The 14851-nt window shown below is 64.9% G+C and carries 16 protein-coding genes; 11 read left to right on the top strand and 5 right to left on the bottom strand.

Annotation, left to right across the window (positions count from 1 at the left end; all coding sequences use genetic code 11):
• Window positions 1-199: 199 nt before the first annotated feature.
• Complete coding sequence (locus ABZ803_RS33645; RefSeq protein WP_357045629.1) at window positions 200-451, bottom strand: hypothetical protein; 252 nt, start codon at window positions 449-451, stop codon at window positions 200-202.
• 263 nt (window positions 452-714) lie between these two features.
• Here ABZ803_RS33645 and ABZ803_RS33640 point away from each other — a divergent pair, with 263 nt between their 5' ends.
• The gene (locus tag ABZ803_RS33640; protein WP_357045627.1) at window positions 715-2313 is read left to right on the top strand and encodes a hypothetical protein; all 1599 of its coding nucleotides are present in this window, start codon (window positions 715-717) and stop codon (window positions 2311-2313) included.
• Window positions 2314-2460: 147 nt separating this feature from the next.
• Window positions 2461-3162, top strand: a complete 702-nt coding sequence (locus ABZ803_RS33635) for a recombinase family protein (RefSeq protein ID WP_357045625.1) — start codon at window positions 2461-2463, stop codon at window positions 3160-3162.
• 975 nt (window positions 3163-4137) lie between these two features.
• On the opposite strand, the gene ABZ803_RS33630 is transcribed toward ABZ803_RS33635, so the two are convergent.
• A complete protein-coding gene (locus tag ABZ803_RS33630) occupies window positions 4138-4317 on the bottom strand; it encodes a hypothetical protein (protein WP_357045623.1) in 180 nt (59 codons plus the stop codon).
• A 747-nt stretch (window positions 4318-5064) separates the two neighbouring features.
• Between ABZ803_RS33630 and ABZ803_RS33625 the strand changes: the two genes are divergently transcribed.
• The 3 genes from ABZ803_RS33625 (at window position 5065) to ABZ803_RS33615 (ending at window position 8608) form a co-directional block, all read left to right on the top strand.
• Window positions 5065-5970, top strand: coding sequence for a hypothetical protein (locus ABZ803_RS33625; protein ID WP_357045621.1), 906 nt, complete (start codon window positions 5065-5067; stop codon window positions 5968-5970).
• A gap of 281 nt (window positions 5971-6251) precedes the next feature.
• Window positions 6252-7376, top strand: a complete 1125-nt coding sequence (locus tag ABZ803_RS33620) for a tyrosine-type recombinase/integrase (RefSeq protein ID WP_357045671.1) — start codon at window positions 6252-6254, stop codon at window positions 7374-7376.
• Complete coding sequence (locus ABZ803_RS33615; protein ID WP_357045619.1) at window positions 7373-8608, top strand: hypothetical protein; 1236 nt, start codon at window positions 7373-7375, stop codon at window positions 8606-8608. The genes ABZ803_RS33620 and ABZ803_RS33615 overlap by 4 nt, the downstream gene beginning before the upstream one ends.
• A gap of 391 nt (window positions 8609-8999) precedes the next feature.
• Here ABZ803_RS33615 and ABZ803_RS33610 read toward each other — a convergent pair whose 3' ends face one another.
• Window positions 9000-9218, bottom strand: coding sequence for a hypothetical protein (locus tag ABZ803_RS33610; RefSeq protein ID WP_357045617.1), 219 nt, complete (start codon window positions 9216-9218; stop codon window positions 9000-9002).
• A 198-nt stretch (window positions 9219-9416) separates the two neighbouring features.
• Between ABZ803_RS33610 and ABZ803_RS33605 the strand changes: the two genes are divergently transcribed.
• The 3 genes from ABZ803_RS33605 to ABZ803_RS33595 all read left to right on the top strand — a co-directional run bounded on the left by ABZ803_RS33605 (window position 9417) and on the right by ABZ803_RS33595 (window position 11421).
• Entirely contained in the window at window positions 9417-9539 is a 123-nt protein-coding gene (locus tag ABZ803_RS33605; protein ID WP_357045615.1) for a hypothetical protein, read from the top strand.
• Window positions 9540-9915: 376 nt separating this feature from the next.
• Complete coding sequence (locus ABZ803_RS33600; RefSeq protein ID WP_357045613.1) at window positions 9916-10515, top strand: mobilome CxxCx(11)CxxC protein; 600 nt, start codon at window positions 9916-9918, stop codon at window positions 10513-10515.
• A gap of 528 nt (window positions 10516-11043) precedes the next feature.
• Complete coding sequence (locus ABZ803_RS33595; RefSeq protein ID WP_357045611.1) at window positions 11044-11421, top strand: hypothetical protein; 378 nt, start codon at window positions 11044-11046, stop codon at window positions 11419-11421.
• A 91-nt stretch (window positions 11422-11512) separates the two neighbouring features.
• Here ABZ803_RS33595 and ABZ803_RS33590 read toward each other — a convergent pair whose 3' ends face one another.
• On the bottom strand, window positions 11513-11761 hold the full coding sequence (locus ABZ803_RS33590; RefSeq protein ID WP_357045609.1) for a hypothetical protein: 249 nt from the start codon (window positions 11759-11761) through the stop codon (window positions 11513-11515).
• A 117-nt stretch (window positions 11762-11878) separates the two neighbouring features.
• On the opposite strand from ABZ803_RS33590, the gene ABZ803_RS33585 reads away from it, so the two are divergent.
• From ABZ803_RS33585 to ABZ803_RS33575, 3 genes are all read left to right on the top strand, one after another.
• Window positions 11879-12601 carry a hypothetical protein gene (locus tag ABZ803_RS33585; protein WP_357045607.1) on the top strand — a complete coding sequence of 241 codons (723 nt, stop codon included), beginning with the start codon at window positions 11879-11881 and terminating at the stop codon, window positions 12599-12601.
• Window positions 12602-12879: 278 nt separating this feature from the next.
• On the top strand, window positions 12880-13797 hold the full coding sequence (locus ABZ803_RS33580) for a hypothetical protein (protein ID WP_357045605.1): 918 nt from the start codon (window positions 12880-12882) through the stop codon (window positions 13795-13797).
• A 207-nt stretch (window positions 13798-14004) separates the two neighbouring features.
• Window positions 14005-14190 (top strand): DUF6011 domain-containing protein, encoded by a 186-nt coding sequence (locus tag ABZ803_RS33575; RefSeq protein WP_357045603.1) that lies wholly within the window; start codon window positions 14005-14007, stop codon window positions 14188-14190.
• 115 nt (window positions 14191-14305) lie between these two features.
• Here the strand turns inward: ABZ803_RS33575 and ABZ803_RS33570 are convergent, their stop codons facing one another.
• Window positions 14306-14788, bottom strand: coding sequence for a hypothetical protein (locus tag ABZ803_RS33570; protein WP_357045601.1), 483 nt, complete (start codon window positions 14786-14788; stop codon window positions 14306-14308).
• Between the last annotated feature and the right edge of the window lie 63 nt (window positions 14789-14851).

The raw sequence follows: 14851 nt of genomic DNA, 5'->3' as shown, positions 1-14851 counted from the left end.
CACTTTCGAGCCGTGGCCGCAGGGGCCTTTCGTGGGGATACTTCGCCGTGGAGCGCGTCTCGTTACCAAGGTTCGAGAGGCCGGGCCACTCACATATCAGCCCGGGTCCCCCACGTCGCATAAGTCTGTTACAGCAAAACGCCTCCTCGCCATCCGCCAGCGGCGGTTCGGCGAGGAGGCGTTTTCGCTGTTTCGGGTACTACTTCTGTGTGTGGACCTGCACTGCCTGCGGGCCCTCCGGAACGAGCGGGATGTCGACCCGCGGCATGAACAGCGCGACGATGACGAACCCGATAATCGTCATCGGCCACTTCAGCTTCTTCACCAGCCGACGAGCGCTGAGCGTGAACTTGCCGCGGTAGCTGATGTTCACCGCGACGTCGACGTTGTTAACGTCCCGCTCGCGGCGATTGATATCTGAACGAGACTTCCTGGGCGTAGTCTTGCCCACGTGGCACACCTTCCTGGTTGGTAGCTAGCTTGCGTGTTGCCGTAGTGGCGTTCTCCCGGTCCAGGGGAGGCGCCACTTTTTTTGGCCGACGAACTTCGGCCTGTAGGTGAACATTACGCACAAAAGGGACCTCGTACAGCTACGCTTGCAGGCTCGGAACTGTTGGTTGAACGAACGCCACGGTGGGGTTGTCAAGTAGTGCATTGGCACAGTGAATTGGCTTCACTTTGGCCGCTGGACCGCGATGAGGGGGCGCCGATCTGATGGCCGATTCCGGTGTCCGTGCCTCGGACAAGGTGCGCGTACACAACACCCGCAGCCGGGTCCTAGATGCGGCTCAGGGCCTTGTCGATGAAGCGGCCGACAACGGTAAGTTCCTCGAAGCGCCCACCAGAACGGTTCTCGCCGAACGTGCCGGTCTGCACACTCAGACCGTGCGCAAACACTTCGATGACTGGAGTGCGGTCTGCGCCGCTCTGTGCGAGCGATACCGGCGCCGAGGGTTGAATCCACCGGAGAACGTGCGTGCCTGGGCTCAGCCCTATTTCGACAAGGAGGCTACCGGCCAAGCGGTGCCCGTGGCCTCCGGACTCGACGAACTCCGCGACCAGTACGCCGCCGCCAGCACCGGCAACGACGACACAGCGTTGGCCCAAGCAGCGAAAGCATTGGTAGACAAGCTGGCCGGCAAACCGACGGGCGTCGCCGCCCACGCCGGTGAAATCATCGGGTGCGCCAGAACGGTCCGCAGCCGCGTCAGCGCGGCCAGCGCGAAGCCAGCCCTGGAGGCGGCCCTCGCTCTCAGCGACGCCGCGGTGGAAGCGCATCGTCACCTTGCCTGGGGCCCCGGCGGCAGCGGCAATTCCGCCTCCGACCAGACCCGTCTGTTGCTGAAGGCCGGCGACCACGGCCGTGCCGGTGATGCCGCTGCGCGCGCCCGCCAGATGGTCGACCAAGCACTGAATGAGCCCCAGCAGCTGCAGGCGATCATCCAGATCAAACGTTGGGACAAGGAGATCAGCAACAGGCTTGGGCTGCGAGTACGGGCCGTTCTCGCACAATTCCACATCGACCGAGCCGAAGCCATGATACTGCGACGGCCCGAGGACGAAATCGCGTCTCTCGCCAGGGCGGTGACCGACCTGCGGGCAATTCACCGCGGCGAACGACCCGAGCAGCCGGAACCCGCCGACGTAGCCATGCTTGTCGCGCGATTCGCTGGTGTCTGTCTTGCCTACCCCGAGCTGCTTCAGAACGGCGAGCTGGACTTAGCCCGCGTGGAGCTGCTGCGGCTGTTCAAGCGAAACACCCACGAATCGCGACAACTGCACCGTGACGCCCAGTCGCTGTTCAACCTCATCGATGAGAAACCCGTCGAAGCCATCGAACTGCTGCGCGCCCTCCGGTTCCGGGGGCCGGGCGACTTCCTGATCGCCCGTCATCTCGCCGCCCAAGCCGAAATGAGCAACGAACACATCGAATATCGCTTCGGACAAAAGCTCGGAACACCCGACGGCGTGCGAATCATGCTGCTGACACGTGCGGAGTCCTGCTACCGACGTGTGGTAGCGAGATCCCGAATCAGCGGCTGCGCGGGTGCGCTCGCCGGTATCGCGGAAGCCGAGATGGAGATCGCCGCCCGCAAGATCGACCAGCTGCGTCACGGCGGCGCGCACATTCCACCGACACCCACCAACGACCAGACAGTCGAGCACCTGCTGCGCAGCATCGATGACCTCGTCCACCGTGCGGTCATGGGTGACGCGCTCGACCCGCGCCAAGTCGCCCGACTCGTCAACGCCCTCGACCCCATCCGCACCTTCCTGATGGGCAGCGAGGTTCACAGGCTCTCCGTGTCGTAAAACGATCGGTTCTCGAACACCCCGCCACCCGCGGGCGGTGTGGTCCGGAAGCCCAGGTCGACCGAACCGGGCATGTGTCGATAAAACGTGTCGAAAACTATTGTTGTTCAACAATTCTTGTCGGACGTTTCTCGTACAGTCCCTGGTATGACCGAGTCACGCGCCCTCGCCGTTCCGGAACCGCTCACCCTCGATGGCGACGCCCTCGACCCGATCGGCGGTGGTGGCGCCCTGATCGGCTACGCCCGTGTCTCCACCGCCGGGCAGCTGCTCGACCGTCAACTGGCCGCGCTCACCGCGGCCGGATGCGAGAAGGTGTTCGCCGACAAGAAGTCCGGCAAGGACACCGAACGCGAAGAACTCTGGCGATGCCTCGAGTACATGCGTCCCGGCGACACCCTCGTGGTGCCGTCGCTGGATCGGCTCGGCCGATCGCTGCAGGACCTCATCTCCATCGTCACCGGACTCCGTAAGCGCGGGATCGGGTTCCGGTCTCTGCACGAGGCCATCGACACGACCACTCCCGGCGGGCGCCTGGTCTTCCACGTCTTCGCCGCGCTGGCCGAGTTCATCCGCGAGCTGATCGTGGACGGCACCAAGGAGGGCTTGGCCGCCGCGCGTGCCCGCGGTCAACGCCTCGGCCGGCCACCGGCGATGACTGCCGAACAGATCCGCCAGGCCCGCGCCATGCTCACTCGACCTGAGGAGACCGTCTCCTCGGTCGCGAGACTGCTGGGCGTATCGCGGTCGACGATCTACAAGTACCTGCCCGAGATCGGACCGATCCGCATCGACACCCAGAAGCACGAGATGACCCTCGATATCAGCCACCCCGAGTTCCACTCGTAGGGCGATGCCTCGATCAACTCGTTCAGATAAAGAGCGTCGGCCTTGTAGGCCAGAGGCCGTTGCCCTACCTGGGATCCCGTTGTTTTCGGCGATTACTACTGGAACCCAACTGGCCGACGGCAGCAGGCCGGGTCGCCACCTCGAAGGCAACCAAGCGGGTACAAGCGAAGGAATGGCTCCGGAGCCTCCGCCGGCGGTTGAAAGGTTCGCGCTGTCTGTGAACTCGGTCACCGCTTAGGAGAACGGAACCTTCAGCGCGCTATAGCAAACCTATGCAAACCTATGCAAACCGTAGCGGGCGATAACCGCACGGAAGGGCTTGCGTGGAGTGATCGCCGCAGTCTCGTATGAATCTGTCGAAGACTGCAACTAATATCGGATCCGATCGGCCAGTGTTGGACCAGGGCAACCTGATTCAGGTCGATCTCCTCGCTTTGGCAATCCCGTCAGGGAATCCGCCGGTGTCGTGCACCGTCGAGCGCGGCGGCTGAGGCTCCTCCGGATTCCGGGGTGGTCTCGGCCGTCGCGCCCAGCGGCGGCGACAACGAGCGAGGAGAGGAGGGCGGATGCAACGCATGCCGCCAGCTTCAGACACACCACCACCGCAACGGCGCTGGAGTCCGCTCCAGTCCGTGACGAGCGCACTGATGTGGGTTCGGACGGCGGTAAACGCCCTGGGATTGTTGGCGTTGGTATGCGGAAACGACGCCGCCAGCCCAGCAATCAAGGCGATTACCGAGCTGGCGGCGTATGCGCTAGCAGCGATCTCGGCCTAGGAAACTGAATCGCAGCAGCTAGGTGGGACGCCCGGGGCCCCTGCTGGGGTTCCGGGTACCGCGCAGGATTGTGTCGTTCTTTTGAAAGACACAATCCTGAACGCATCCGAGTATACGGCCGCCCTTAAACCCTTACAGCCTTACCGCTGCAGACCCTTCAGCCTTGCGCTGTCGACAACCCGGGGAGACCCGAGCGGGGTTATGCGTCTGGAGCGGGCTCGGCAGCCACGAGCGTCTCGGTGCGGACGCTGAACGGGTACCGGCCGGGCGCCTCAAGCACTGCCTGCACGATCGCGTGCTCGTCGTCTTCGAACTCCAGGATCTCGAACACCGAGACCCCGCCCGCGACCAGCAGCACTCTGTCACCGACCTGAACCATGCCGGTGAGCCTAGCCCACCAGACCGACCAGTACGTGACATGATCGAAAGTGTGTTCCCATGGGTTCGGCTGGGGTGTCCTTGATGTAGTCGACGTCAGCGTCCGGGTTCAGTTGATAAAGAGAGATGGAATCTCAGAACCCGCACGGCTCCTCCTCTTGGAGGGTGGGCATGTGTGGCCGGGCCGGACTGGGCCGTGGTGCGTTGGCGACCTGCGGGTGACGTAGGCGGGCGGGGTGTGGTCGGGTGCACTTTGTTCAAGCTATTTCTGCTTCATCTATCTAATGTCTGATCTGCCTTTTCGGTGATCGTCTACTCGGGCGAACACCGTGGATGTCGAAGGGGGTCGGTTGTATGACAAGGACTCGGTGGGCTCGGTGCGGCTATCCGAGGTCGGTGAGTGCGTTGCCAGCCGACGGGGCGGTTGATCAGCCCGGGAAAGCGGCATCTGTCGAGTCGGTGCTGGCTTTGTGGTCGCCGAGGTGATTCCTTCTGCGGCAAGCGCTTTCATGACAGGCAGGGTCGCTGGCGCAGTCGTGTTCGTAGGGACTTCCCCCATTCCGGATGTGTTGGTGGCTGGGCAGGCTGAGCGGATGCTCGATTCGGCAAGGATTCACTCCCATCGGCCGGCGGTGGTCGTCGGTTCGTCGACTGATCGGATCATGTCGCGTTGACCGGTTGCGACCTTTGCTTGTATCGGTCGGTGACGCCGGGCCTGCCTGGGTCTAGTGCGGGTTTCGAGCAGCAGATGCTGGCGGGAATCGAGCGGCTGGAAGACAGCGACGGCTCGGACCATCGGATGCTGCGGCGCATGCTGCGCGCTACGGCCGCGGTCAGCCTCTCGGAGGTCGAATGGATACGCCGGATGCGGGCGACCGGGACCGTTCTGCAGCCGCGAGTCAGTGTCGTCGATGGTTATGTCGCGGGCTACATCGCCCAGTGGCGGGACGCCCACAGCGCACGCCTCGGTCCGGCGATCACCGACCTCGAGGTCGGTACGGGCCTGAGCTTGCCCGATCTGCGGGACGGGTGGGAACCTGACGCGCATGCGGTGGCGGACGCGCAGATCGAGTGGAAGCTTCCGCGTTCGGTGGCGCGGTCGGCCAGGGAAACGGTGCTGTGGGCCGACACCGAGTTGTGGGCATACGGGCTGGCTGATGTCCGGAGCTTCAACGAAATATTGGCGGGTGTTCCGAGCAGCGAGCGCGCGGTATGGCGGTGGGCGGCAAGCCGGGTCTCCGGCGTGCTGGCGCTGTGGTCGTGGCGGGTCGAACCGGACGCGCGAGGGGCTTTTGCCGTTGCCGCGCAAGAGGTCGGTATGTCGGCACTTGCGGCCGGAAGCCGCGCGCGTCCGCACATCTTCCGATCGCCCGCGCCGGATCTGGACAAGGTAGCGTTCGCCTTGGCGCAGCTGTGCAGGGAGGTTCACGATCCATCTACCGAGGCCGATTTGGTCGGTGCGCTGATCACCAGTATCGGCGCGATAATCAAAGCGCATCGAGAACGCGGGGAAACGGCGCGAGCGTCGAGCATCTACGCAACTGCCGTGGGTCCTCTCAAATGGATGGAACACGACATTCGCACCACAATTCCGACGTCGGTGATCGGCTGCCAACTCCGGCTCAAGCACGCGTCACCGTCCCAGCCGAGTTAGTGCCGCACCAGCCACCTCAGGATTCGCCGAGCAGGCCCCGACACCGGGCCGGACCGGGCCGCGGCGACATGGCGAACCCGCCAGTGCACCGCCATCGACGCCCTGCCATGGCGCCGAGGAGCGAGCGGTCGAGGTGACCTTTTGTCCCGTTGGGGTTTCGGGCTCGACACGGTTATCTCGGGCATGTCCATGACGCGCCGGGCGTGATTGTGGCCGTCGGGTGCGGGGGTCATATCGTCGCCGTCCGTACTTTCCGGCTGTTCGAGTGGCAGGAGGCGGGTGTGCGGGTGCAGCAGGTGTTGGCGCCTTGCGGGGGTCCGGAGTCCTGGACGGTGCTGGATGCACAGTTCGCGGTGATCGAGCCGGTTGATGAGTTTCTGGCGCATTTGACCGCGATCGAGCGGTCACCGGGCACCGTGCGGTCGTATGCGTTCGATCTACGAGACTTCTTCGCGTTCCTTACTGCACACGAGATCGACTGGCGGGCAGTGCGGTTGGAGCATTTCGGCCGGTTCGTGGGTTGGTTGCGGCTGCCTGCGGGGATGCGGTCGGCGACGGTGACATCGCTGCCGACGCCGGAGGCGGCGTGTTCGGCGACGACGATCAACCGCAAGCTGGCGGCGGTCGGATCGTTCTACAGGTACCACCACCGCCACGGTGTCGAGTGCGGTGAGTTGCTGACCGAGATCAAGCCGGGCGGGGTACGGAGCTCGTGGCGTCCGTTCCTGGCTCATCTGGGTTCGGACGGCGACAAGCGGCGACGCACGATCAAGCTGAAGACGCAGCGGCGGCTGCCCCAAACTCTGACCGCCCGGCAGGTTGCCGCGATCGTCGGCGCGTGTGAGCGGTTGCGGGACCGGTTTCTGATCGAGCTGTTGGCCGGCACCGGGATGCGGATCGGGGAAGCGCTCGGGCTGCGGCACGAGGACATCGACGCCGCGTCCACGCTGATCCGCATCCGGTTGCGGGACAACAGCAACGGTGCCCGCGCCAAGGGTGGGCAGCGGGAGATCCCTGTCGCGCCGGGGTTGATCCGCCTCTACACCGACTATCTGGTGGACGAGTACGGCGATCTGGATTGTGACTACGTGTTCGTGAATCTCTGGGGCGGCCGGATCGGGCAAGCCTGGCGATACTGGAACGTCACCGATCTGGTCGAGCGTCTGCGCAGCCGCAGCGGGGTGGTGTTTTCCGCGCACAGATTCCGCCACACCTACGCCACGGATCTGTTGCGCCGCAGAGTGCCGATCGAGGTGGTGCAGAAGCTGCTGGGCCACGCCTCGGTGACCACGACCAGCACCACCTACGAACATCTGGAGATCGAGGACGTTCGCCGCGCGCTGGCCCAAGCCGGATGTCTCGGCACCCCCGCAGCCGAGACCATGGTGGCGGGAGACTGGGCATGAACCCGCTGACACCGGTCGAAGAGCGCACCAGGGCCGACATCCCAGGCTCGGGCCGGAATGGTTCGCTGCAAGCGCGGCTGCGGGAGTTGGTGGAGGGGTTCCTGGTCGAGGACCGGGTCGAGATCCGCCTCGGTGATCCGGTCGGTGGTGGTGGGCCCGCGTGCTGTTTACCTGGTTGCCCGCGTCCGGCGTCCACGAAGCAGCTCTGCAAGGCCCACCTGGAGCGCTGGAACTGGGTCGGCCGCCCCGACCTGGCTCAGTGGGACCCGGGCGACCCGCCGGAGCCGGAGTGGCTGTCACTGGCCCGGCTGCCGGTTCCTTTGCGGTTCGAAGTCGCTTACGGGCTACTGCGGGCCCGGCAGACTCGTGCTGTCGATCCGATCGGGATTGCCGCAGCGCGTCGGCTCCTCGATACCCTCGCCACCACGGAAATGTCGTCGTTGTTCGATCGTGGCGAACATGAATGGCCCACCACCCGTTCCGGAGAACGGATCGTGAAACTGCGCATTGGGTTCATCACCTTCACCATCGATGAGATCGACCGGTTGCAGGGCATTTGCACTGGCGAGTACGAGTACGCCCGGGACGTTTGGCGGCTGCGGCGGCTGGGGTTCACCGGGACCCCGGAAGGGTGGCAGCTCGATTTCCGTCGCATCGATCAGCCCTGGCTGCGCGAGGCGGTCAAGAAGTTCTTGCGCTGGCGGCACGACACCGGCCATTCGGCCAGCGGCATGCACCGAGATGTCCTGACACTGACCCGGCTCGGCCACGCGTTGACCGAGTGCGCCGGGCCCGCAGCGGCTCCCGAGCAGTTCGACCGCGCCGTCATCACCCGGCTGCTGGCCCTGTTCGTCGCGGACGGGTTCACCGCCAACGGGCGTCGGCAGCGGATGAGTTCGGTGAAAAGATTCTTCGCCATCGCGCGTCAGCACGACTGGCTTCCCGGGGTTCCTGCCCGCACCGCGGTCTACTCCGAAGACTTCCCGGCCCAGACACAGCTGGCGCCGCGGGCATTGTCCGCATTCGTCACCGCTCAATTGAAGAACCCGGGCACTCTCGACAAGCTCACCGATCCGCGCTGGCGACTGCTGTTCCCGCTACTGATGGAAACCGGGCTGCGACTCAACGACGCACTGCACCTGCCGACCGACTGCGTCGTCCACGATCAACGGCAGGCACCCTACCTGCGTTTCCACAACCGGAAAATGAAAATTGTTCTCGTCGGTCAGTGAGCATGGCCGTACCGATTCCCCCGCGGTGCCGTTGAGGGTCTACGACTAGGTTCACACCGCCGTGGTACGGCGGGCACACAGGACTCAGTTTCCCGTCGGGTCCGCCCTGGCCGGTGACCTGTACGGCGACGTAGCCGACAGCCGTGCCGGTATACGGATCACGCGCCATCCAGCGCCGTGTCGGTCGCGCGATGCGCCGACCCGGGGATATCTCCGTCCCCAGCTCAGCGTCGCTCAACTGTTTCGCCAGCTCCCCGACGTAGTGAAGGACCGCCTCGTCTTCCCACCACAACCGCAGCACGGCCTCGTCTTCCGGGGCGTATTCGGTCAGCACGATCGTGGGCAGCTGCATGCCCGCGATCTTTCCAGTTCGGCTACATCGACCGAGTGCTCACCGACGATCAGAACCCGACTGCTCCTCGTCAAAACCTTCGAGCACGATGTCCACATCAGCTGCCTGGCCGTTCTCGACACGCTGCCGCCATACGACTTCGCCGTCCATGAGGACGTAGTACGTGCCCGTAACCGCGAGCTTGCGGAGTTCCACGTCGCCGTCGAATTTGTACAGCTGGGCATCGGACCGGACCGTGATCGAACGCCTCTTGGCCATGCTCAATCCTCCCTTACACCAAACCAGAACGATCCGGGCAGGCTACGCCAGTCCGCCGACATCAACCGCCCACCGGCGCGTCACCGGCACTCAGGTGAGGGTGTCGACAACTCGCCCGGTATCGTTGAGGCGCACCTTTTCGACTGGCTGAAGCGGCCCACCCGTACGGGGGGCTGAGCAGCTAAGAGAGGAGGTGTGATGCCTGAGCAGGAGACCCGCGTCAAGCGGGAGGACTGGAAGGATCGGGTGGCGAAGTGGGGGCCGTTGTGCCTGTCGCTGTGTCGCTGGATCAAGGACGGCATCGATCAACTGCTGGGTTGAGGAGCCGAGCAGGAGATCAACAGTCCGGTCTCCTCAACTGGACTGAGCTAGAACGCAGTACCCGCGAAATGCTGCTCCAGGGCGCGATGCCCGGCAGGACCGAGAGCGATTCTCGGATGGCTTGATGGCGCGACGCCAAGAGCTTCCATGAGCAGCAAATCGCAGCCTACGCCCGGCATGGGCGGCGACCGCCGACATGGTGGTCCTACGATCGCCCGTCATGGGCGAGCGGAACTTACGCCCCAGAGTGGGGCGGTGACGCTCTCGTAAGGGAGCGGTGCCCGGAGGGCAGCAAGAAGGCGTCCAGACATGGACGCCTTCAGTGCTTTCCAGGCCCTTCTCCACGAAACCGCGGGCTGGGGCACACTGACTACTCGTGACACAGCCTGCTCAGTCGCCAATCGATCAGCTCCGTAGCGAGGCGTGGGATCGGGCGCTGCACGTCTATGGGACGGCGTATCTGTTCGCGCAGCGCGCCCGCTTCTACCGGATGCTGCTGAGATTTTCCGCGTTTCTCGGTATAGCGCTGCCCCTGGTAGTCGGCGCGGTCGCCCTTGCGGGTGTCTCCACTGACCTGCGCGGGGTCGTGGTTGTCGCGGGCCTGCTCGGTGTGCCCGTTGTTGTGGTGAGCGCCTGGTCGCTCGTAGCTGACTGGGCGGGCGGCTACGCCGCCGCCACCCAGTCCGAGGCAGCCAATTATCAACTCAACGACGCCTACACGGAGTTGGCCGGCCACCCACCCACAGATGAAGACGAGTTCCGCCAGCGGTTCCAGCTCATCCGGGCGCAGGACAACGCCCAGCGGGATCGCGACCTCGGCCAACATGTCACAGACGCCGAAAAGAGGAGAGGCTTGCGCGCCGCGTTGCGCGAACGCCAGAAGGAGTGCGTCGGCTGTAGTTTGAAGCCGACAACGATGAAACCAACAGATTGCGGAGTGTGCGGTGACTTCCCCAAGCGGTGGTGGCAGCGATAGGCGCATCGCGCGTGTCCTCAACGGGTACGCCCAGTTGTCGCCCGCCGAACAAGCTGTCTGCGTGCGGCAACTGAATGAGTACATAGAGGGGACGACGACGCAGCGAGAGACCAAAAAGGGTCAATTCGCGAACCGGGCGGGAGCGACCAAGATGGATCTTGGCCCCACCGGCCGGAGTTGCCCGTGCTGTGGTGCGTAGCTCCGTGTTCCCGCTTCTCCTGAACACAGCCGTCCGACGATGCGAATCCCTGTGGTCCACAACGCACAACACGGTGATGGACAGGCCCGCCCACATCTCGGTGAATCCTTCTGGGGCGGGCCTTCACGGGTCGCCGTAGCATCCGTTGTTCGAGCGCATATCTGATGTTCGTATGCACACCGCGATGCACGATCGCGCAGTCACAGCGGCGCTGATCGGGGCCCGCAGTTCACCGGGGTACACGGTCGCCACGAAAGGGCGCGCGCTCAAGGTCGCTCGGGATTAGTCTTGCCGCACAGTGACGTTCACGGCAGGGGAGACCGGCAGATATGGCGGATCACGAGGGCCTTTGGCTGGCTATAGCGGCGGCCGCGCCGATCATCGCTCTCGCAGACGCAGTGGTGATCACCCCTGCCTCTCGACGGCTCGACAAGATCGAAATGGCTCGCGACAAGGATCCCGGCAGCTGGCCGGTATCCTGGCTTTTCGCACGTATCAGCCTCGCACTCACGGCCCTGAGCATGATACTTAGCGTTCTCATGCTGTTCACCGCGCTGCTCGCACTAGCAGGCCACGACTTCAGTAGCCCCACATCTGCCGCAGTCGGAACCGGCATCGCACTCGCACTGATCATGCCGCAAGTAGCGTGCGATGCATTCATCTCGTACAGCTTCGAGCGGCAGGAGATGAATGCGTCGCGCGAGTAGGAAGCTGTTCACCGGGCCGCCGCACACCGGCAAGCGGTCCGGCACTGTGGCTATCCGCCCGAAATTCTGCGGATACGACGGCTGAACTCTGTCACCGGCGGCGAAGCCAGAGCCGTAGCGTCACCACCACGAAGCCCCCGGCGGCCGCCAGAACGGCGGTTGCCGCCGCACCGACAAGAGCGACGAGAGCGATTGCGGTGAGCAGGATCGCCACCAGGCCGATGAGGTCCGAGTGGGTCGGTGCCGGACGCTCTCCCGCATTGCGGGATATCTGGTTCTCATCCACCTGGGATTTAGCTACTGTCATACGTGCCTCGATGTTCCTTTTCGCGATGGGCATTGAGCTGATCGGCTGCCCCCACACTGCTGGAACAGGTGGGGGCAGCGCTCGTTTGGGGCGAGCGGATCTAATTGGATCACGTCCCTCGAAGGGGATGGATGCACTTAAAATCGCGGGATGTCCCGAGGGGTCGGTAAGCGGCAGATCGCAGTACTACGTGCGATCCTGCGTCTTGAACGATTCACTTCTCTCTCGGAGTACGTCCTCTACGACTTGGTCACCGAGGCCTTCTGGGTCCGTGCTGCCGCGGTGGGTGCCGAATCCGCCAATTTGGTCGGCCTATCCCGCGAGCACTCCGGCTATCGTCCCCATCTGTCGAGCGTGCGGCGAAGCATTCGGAGTCTGCAAGACCGAGGACTCGTGGAATGCCACATGGGGCTGGTGCCGGTCTCCCAACGAGATCCCGAGTACCTCACATTCCATACCGTTGTGCGCGACGGGCTCATGACTCGGCTGACTCCTGCGGGCCGCGCTTTCCTAGACGAACTGGAAACCCAGCGGATCAACCACCTGAAACAGCAGTACGCGACACAACCACTGGCCACCGAAGACACGTTCGCGACTTGGAAGCCGCAGTATCACGTGGAAGGCCGCCCTGTCACCGACCCGGACGCGTGGTATGCGATCGGTCGTGGCCGCAGCGCGCAACCCGAGCCGCGAGCATGCCCGAGCGGGCACCTCCTGGAACCGAAACTGGTATCGGTGGGCGCCGTTACGTGCTCGGAATTTCCTGACGGGCACAGGACGCATACCTGCCTGGTGTGCGAGGTCACCATCTTCACCCCACCCGGGATAGGAGAGTGCAGCCACCCGCTCGCCACCTACACACCGACCGCGTAAGGCGCCGAGGCGTCGGCGCGGAACCCGCGACGAACCATCGGTCTCGGTTGCGTCGCGATAGCTCTCGATGTGGTCGAGGGCGACTCGGTCGGCGCTGTATGCAGGTCGCCACCTCGGCTATATGGCTCGGGTTTCCTACTGCATCACGCCTGCGCGTGCAGATGCACGATCGCTCTGCGGCTGATCAGATCCCGTTGTCGGCGGGGTCCAGGCACCATGAACCTGGTGCACCGAAACACGGTGCACAACAGGGGAACTGGTACAGGGAGGGTCTTGTCATGGCTGACCGCACCGTGCATCGCCGCGCCTACGAGTTGTGGACCGACGAACGCAACATCGAGCTGGTCGAGCTGCTGTGTTCCGGGGTGCCGGTCGAGCAGATCGCCGAACGCGCTGGGCGCAGCGTCTCCGCGATCCAGGGCCAATGCCGCAAGCTCCTACCGCCGCACTACCGCATCACCGATTCCACCGCGGTGCCGACGCTGCGCACGCTGCTGGCGTCACCGGATTTCGACTGGCGGGAGTCACTGCGTGAGCGGCACTGCCGCGCTCGCAGCGTCTACTGGGACACCGAGATGACCACCCAGTTGCGGCAGGCCTGGACCGAAGCACGTCCGCTGCCGCAGATCTGCGAGGAATTCGAAGCCTCCGAGATCGAAGTCGCCCGGCAGCTGATGCGCCTGGACCTGGCCGAGAACATGCGCGAGGTCGCCGATCACCTCGGCTGTGACCCGGCCGGGACGCTGGCCGGTCGGCTGCGTGTGGCCGCCGACCGCACCTCGGCCGCGGTGTGGGTCCTGATCATCGACGGCCCCGCTACCGGCTCACGCACCCGGTTCGGCGACGCGGGTCCGGCGCTGCGGCATGTGTCGGTCCACCACAACTACGACACCGCCGACCTGACATTGGCTGATGTCATGTTCGACCACCTGACCCAAGGCGGGAACGTCGACGATGTCACCGCCACGATCGCCGAACGCACGGTGGGCGATCTGACCATCGGATCCGATACTCACCTCACCGGCCCCGGCGCCCTGCCGGTCTCCCTCGCACCCACCGGCGACCACCAGGCACGAGCCACCGAACCGGTGCTCACCGTCGCTGTGCCGCCGCCGGTCGACCTCGACGACGACTCCGCCGCGACACCGGACGACTCGGCCCCGGCTCGGTGGTCGTGGCGTCGCTGGCGCAAGTAGACCCGGCCACCTGGTCGGGGCGGACCTTGAGCCCGCCGCCGCCGGCGGGCGTCACCCTCTGGACCCCCTTGTATCGCCTCATCGATCAGGGTGAAGCTGAAGGGTGTGCGCACTCGCACCATCAAGGCCGGGCGGGCCTCCGCTGCTGTTGTCGGTCTGCCGTGCCACACTCGCGGCGATGATCCGCCCTGGCCAGAGGAGAACAACATGGCCGCTACCGATGACCGGCCCATGGTGCGGCTGGTAGCGCACTGCCGCCGCTGCGGCGGCTGGCTGTTGTCGCCGCAATCAGTCGCGCAGGGGATCGGACCGACCTGCGCGATCCGCGAGCGCGCCGAGCAGCTCGCCCTCGCGTATCCGGAGCGGTTGACCCTGTTCGATATCGCGGCCTGAATCGGTCTGTGTCCTGATCACCAATTCGGGCACCGGTTTGTGTGTGCAACCCTGAGACGGCGAGGACCGGCCAGATAGCTCCTGGCCGGTCCTCGTTTGTGTAGGTCGAGCAGGTCTATCCCGCCCAGTGGCAGGTCAGCTCGGTGTGGTCGGTCAGGGTGCCGGTCCAGGCGTTCGTCTCGGCGGCCTGGTGGTCGTCGATGTGGACCACATACTGCAGAGGGGTGGTGCTCCAGCTGGTTTGGACGTCCCGCGCTGCGAACAGGGCGCCGCCGGTGGGGATCTCGGTGAGTTCGCGCAGACGCCGGTCGAACACCGCACCGCATACCGGGTGCTCGCAGAACAGGTGCGCGATGTGGTCGAGCGCGACGAGGGTCCATCCGTGGCCGGTGTGCACGCCGACCAGCAGCCGGTCCGGATCGGCGGGGTGCGCGAAGACCGGGAACGGGCTTACCCAGTCGATCGCCATATCGGCTTCGTCCGAGCCGAGCGGGTAGTGCCCCGCCAGCGCCGCCGGGATCACTCCCAGGGTTTCGCTCCCTTCCTCCAGCAGGTGGTCCAGCACTTCTCGGTGCGCGCTGGTGATCTCGGGTGCCATCGCGAGGTGTTCCTTTCGGTTGAGGTGACAGCCGGACCGGATCGCCCGGCCGGTGCGTGTGGG

This window comes from Nocardia sp. NPDC047648 (genome assembly GCF_040642815.1).
GTDB lineage: Bacteria > Actinomycetota > Actinomycetes > Mycobacteriales > Mycobacteriaceae > Nocardia > Nocardia gamkensis.
The sequence above is the reverse complement of the archived record's forward strand: the minus strand, read 5'-3'. Positions and strand labels throughout refer to the sequence as shown.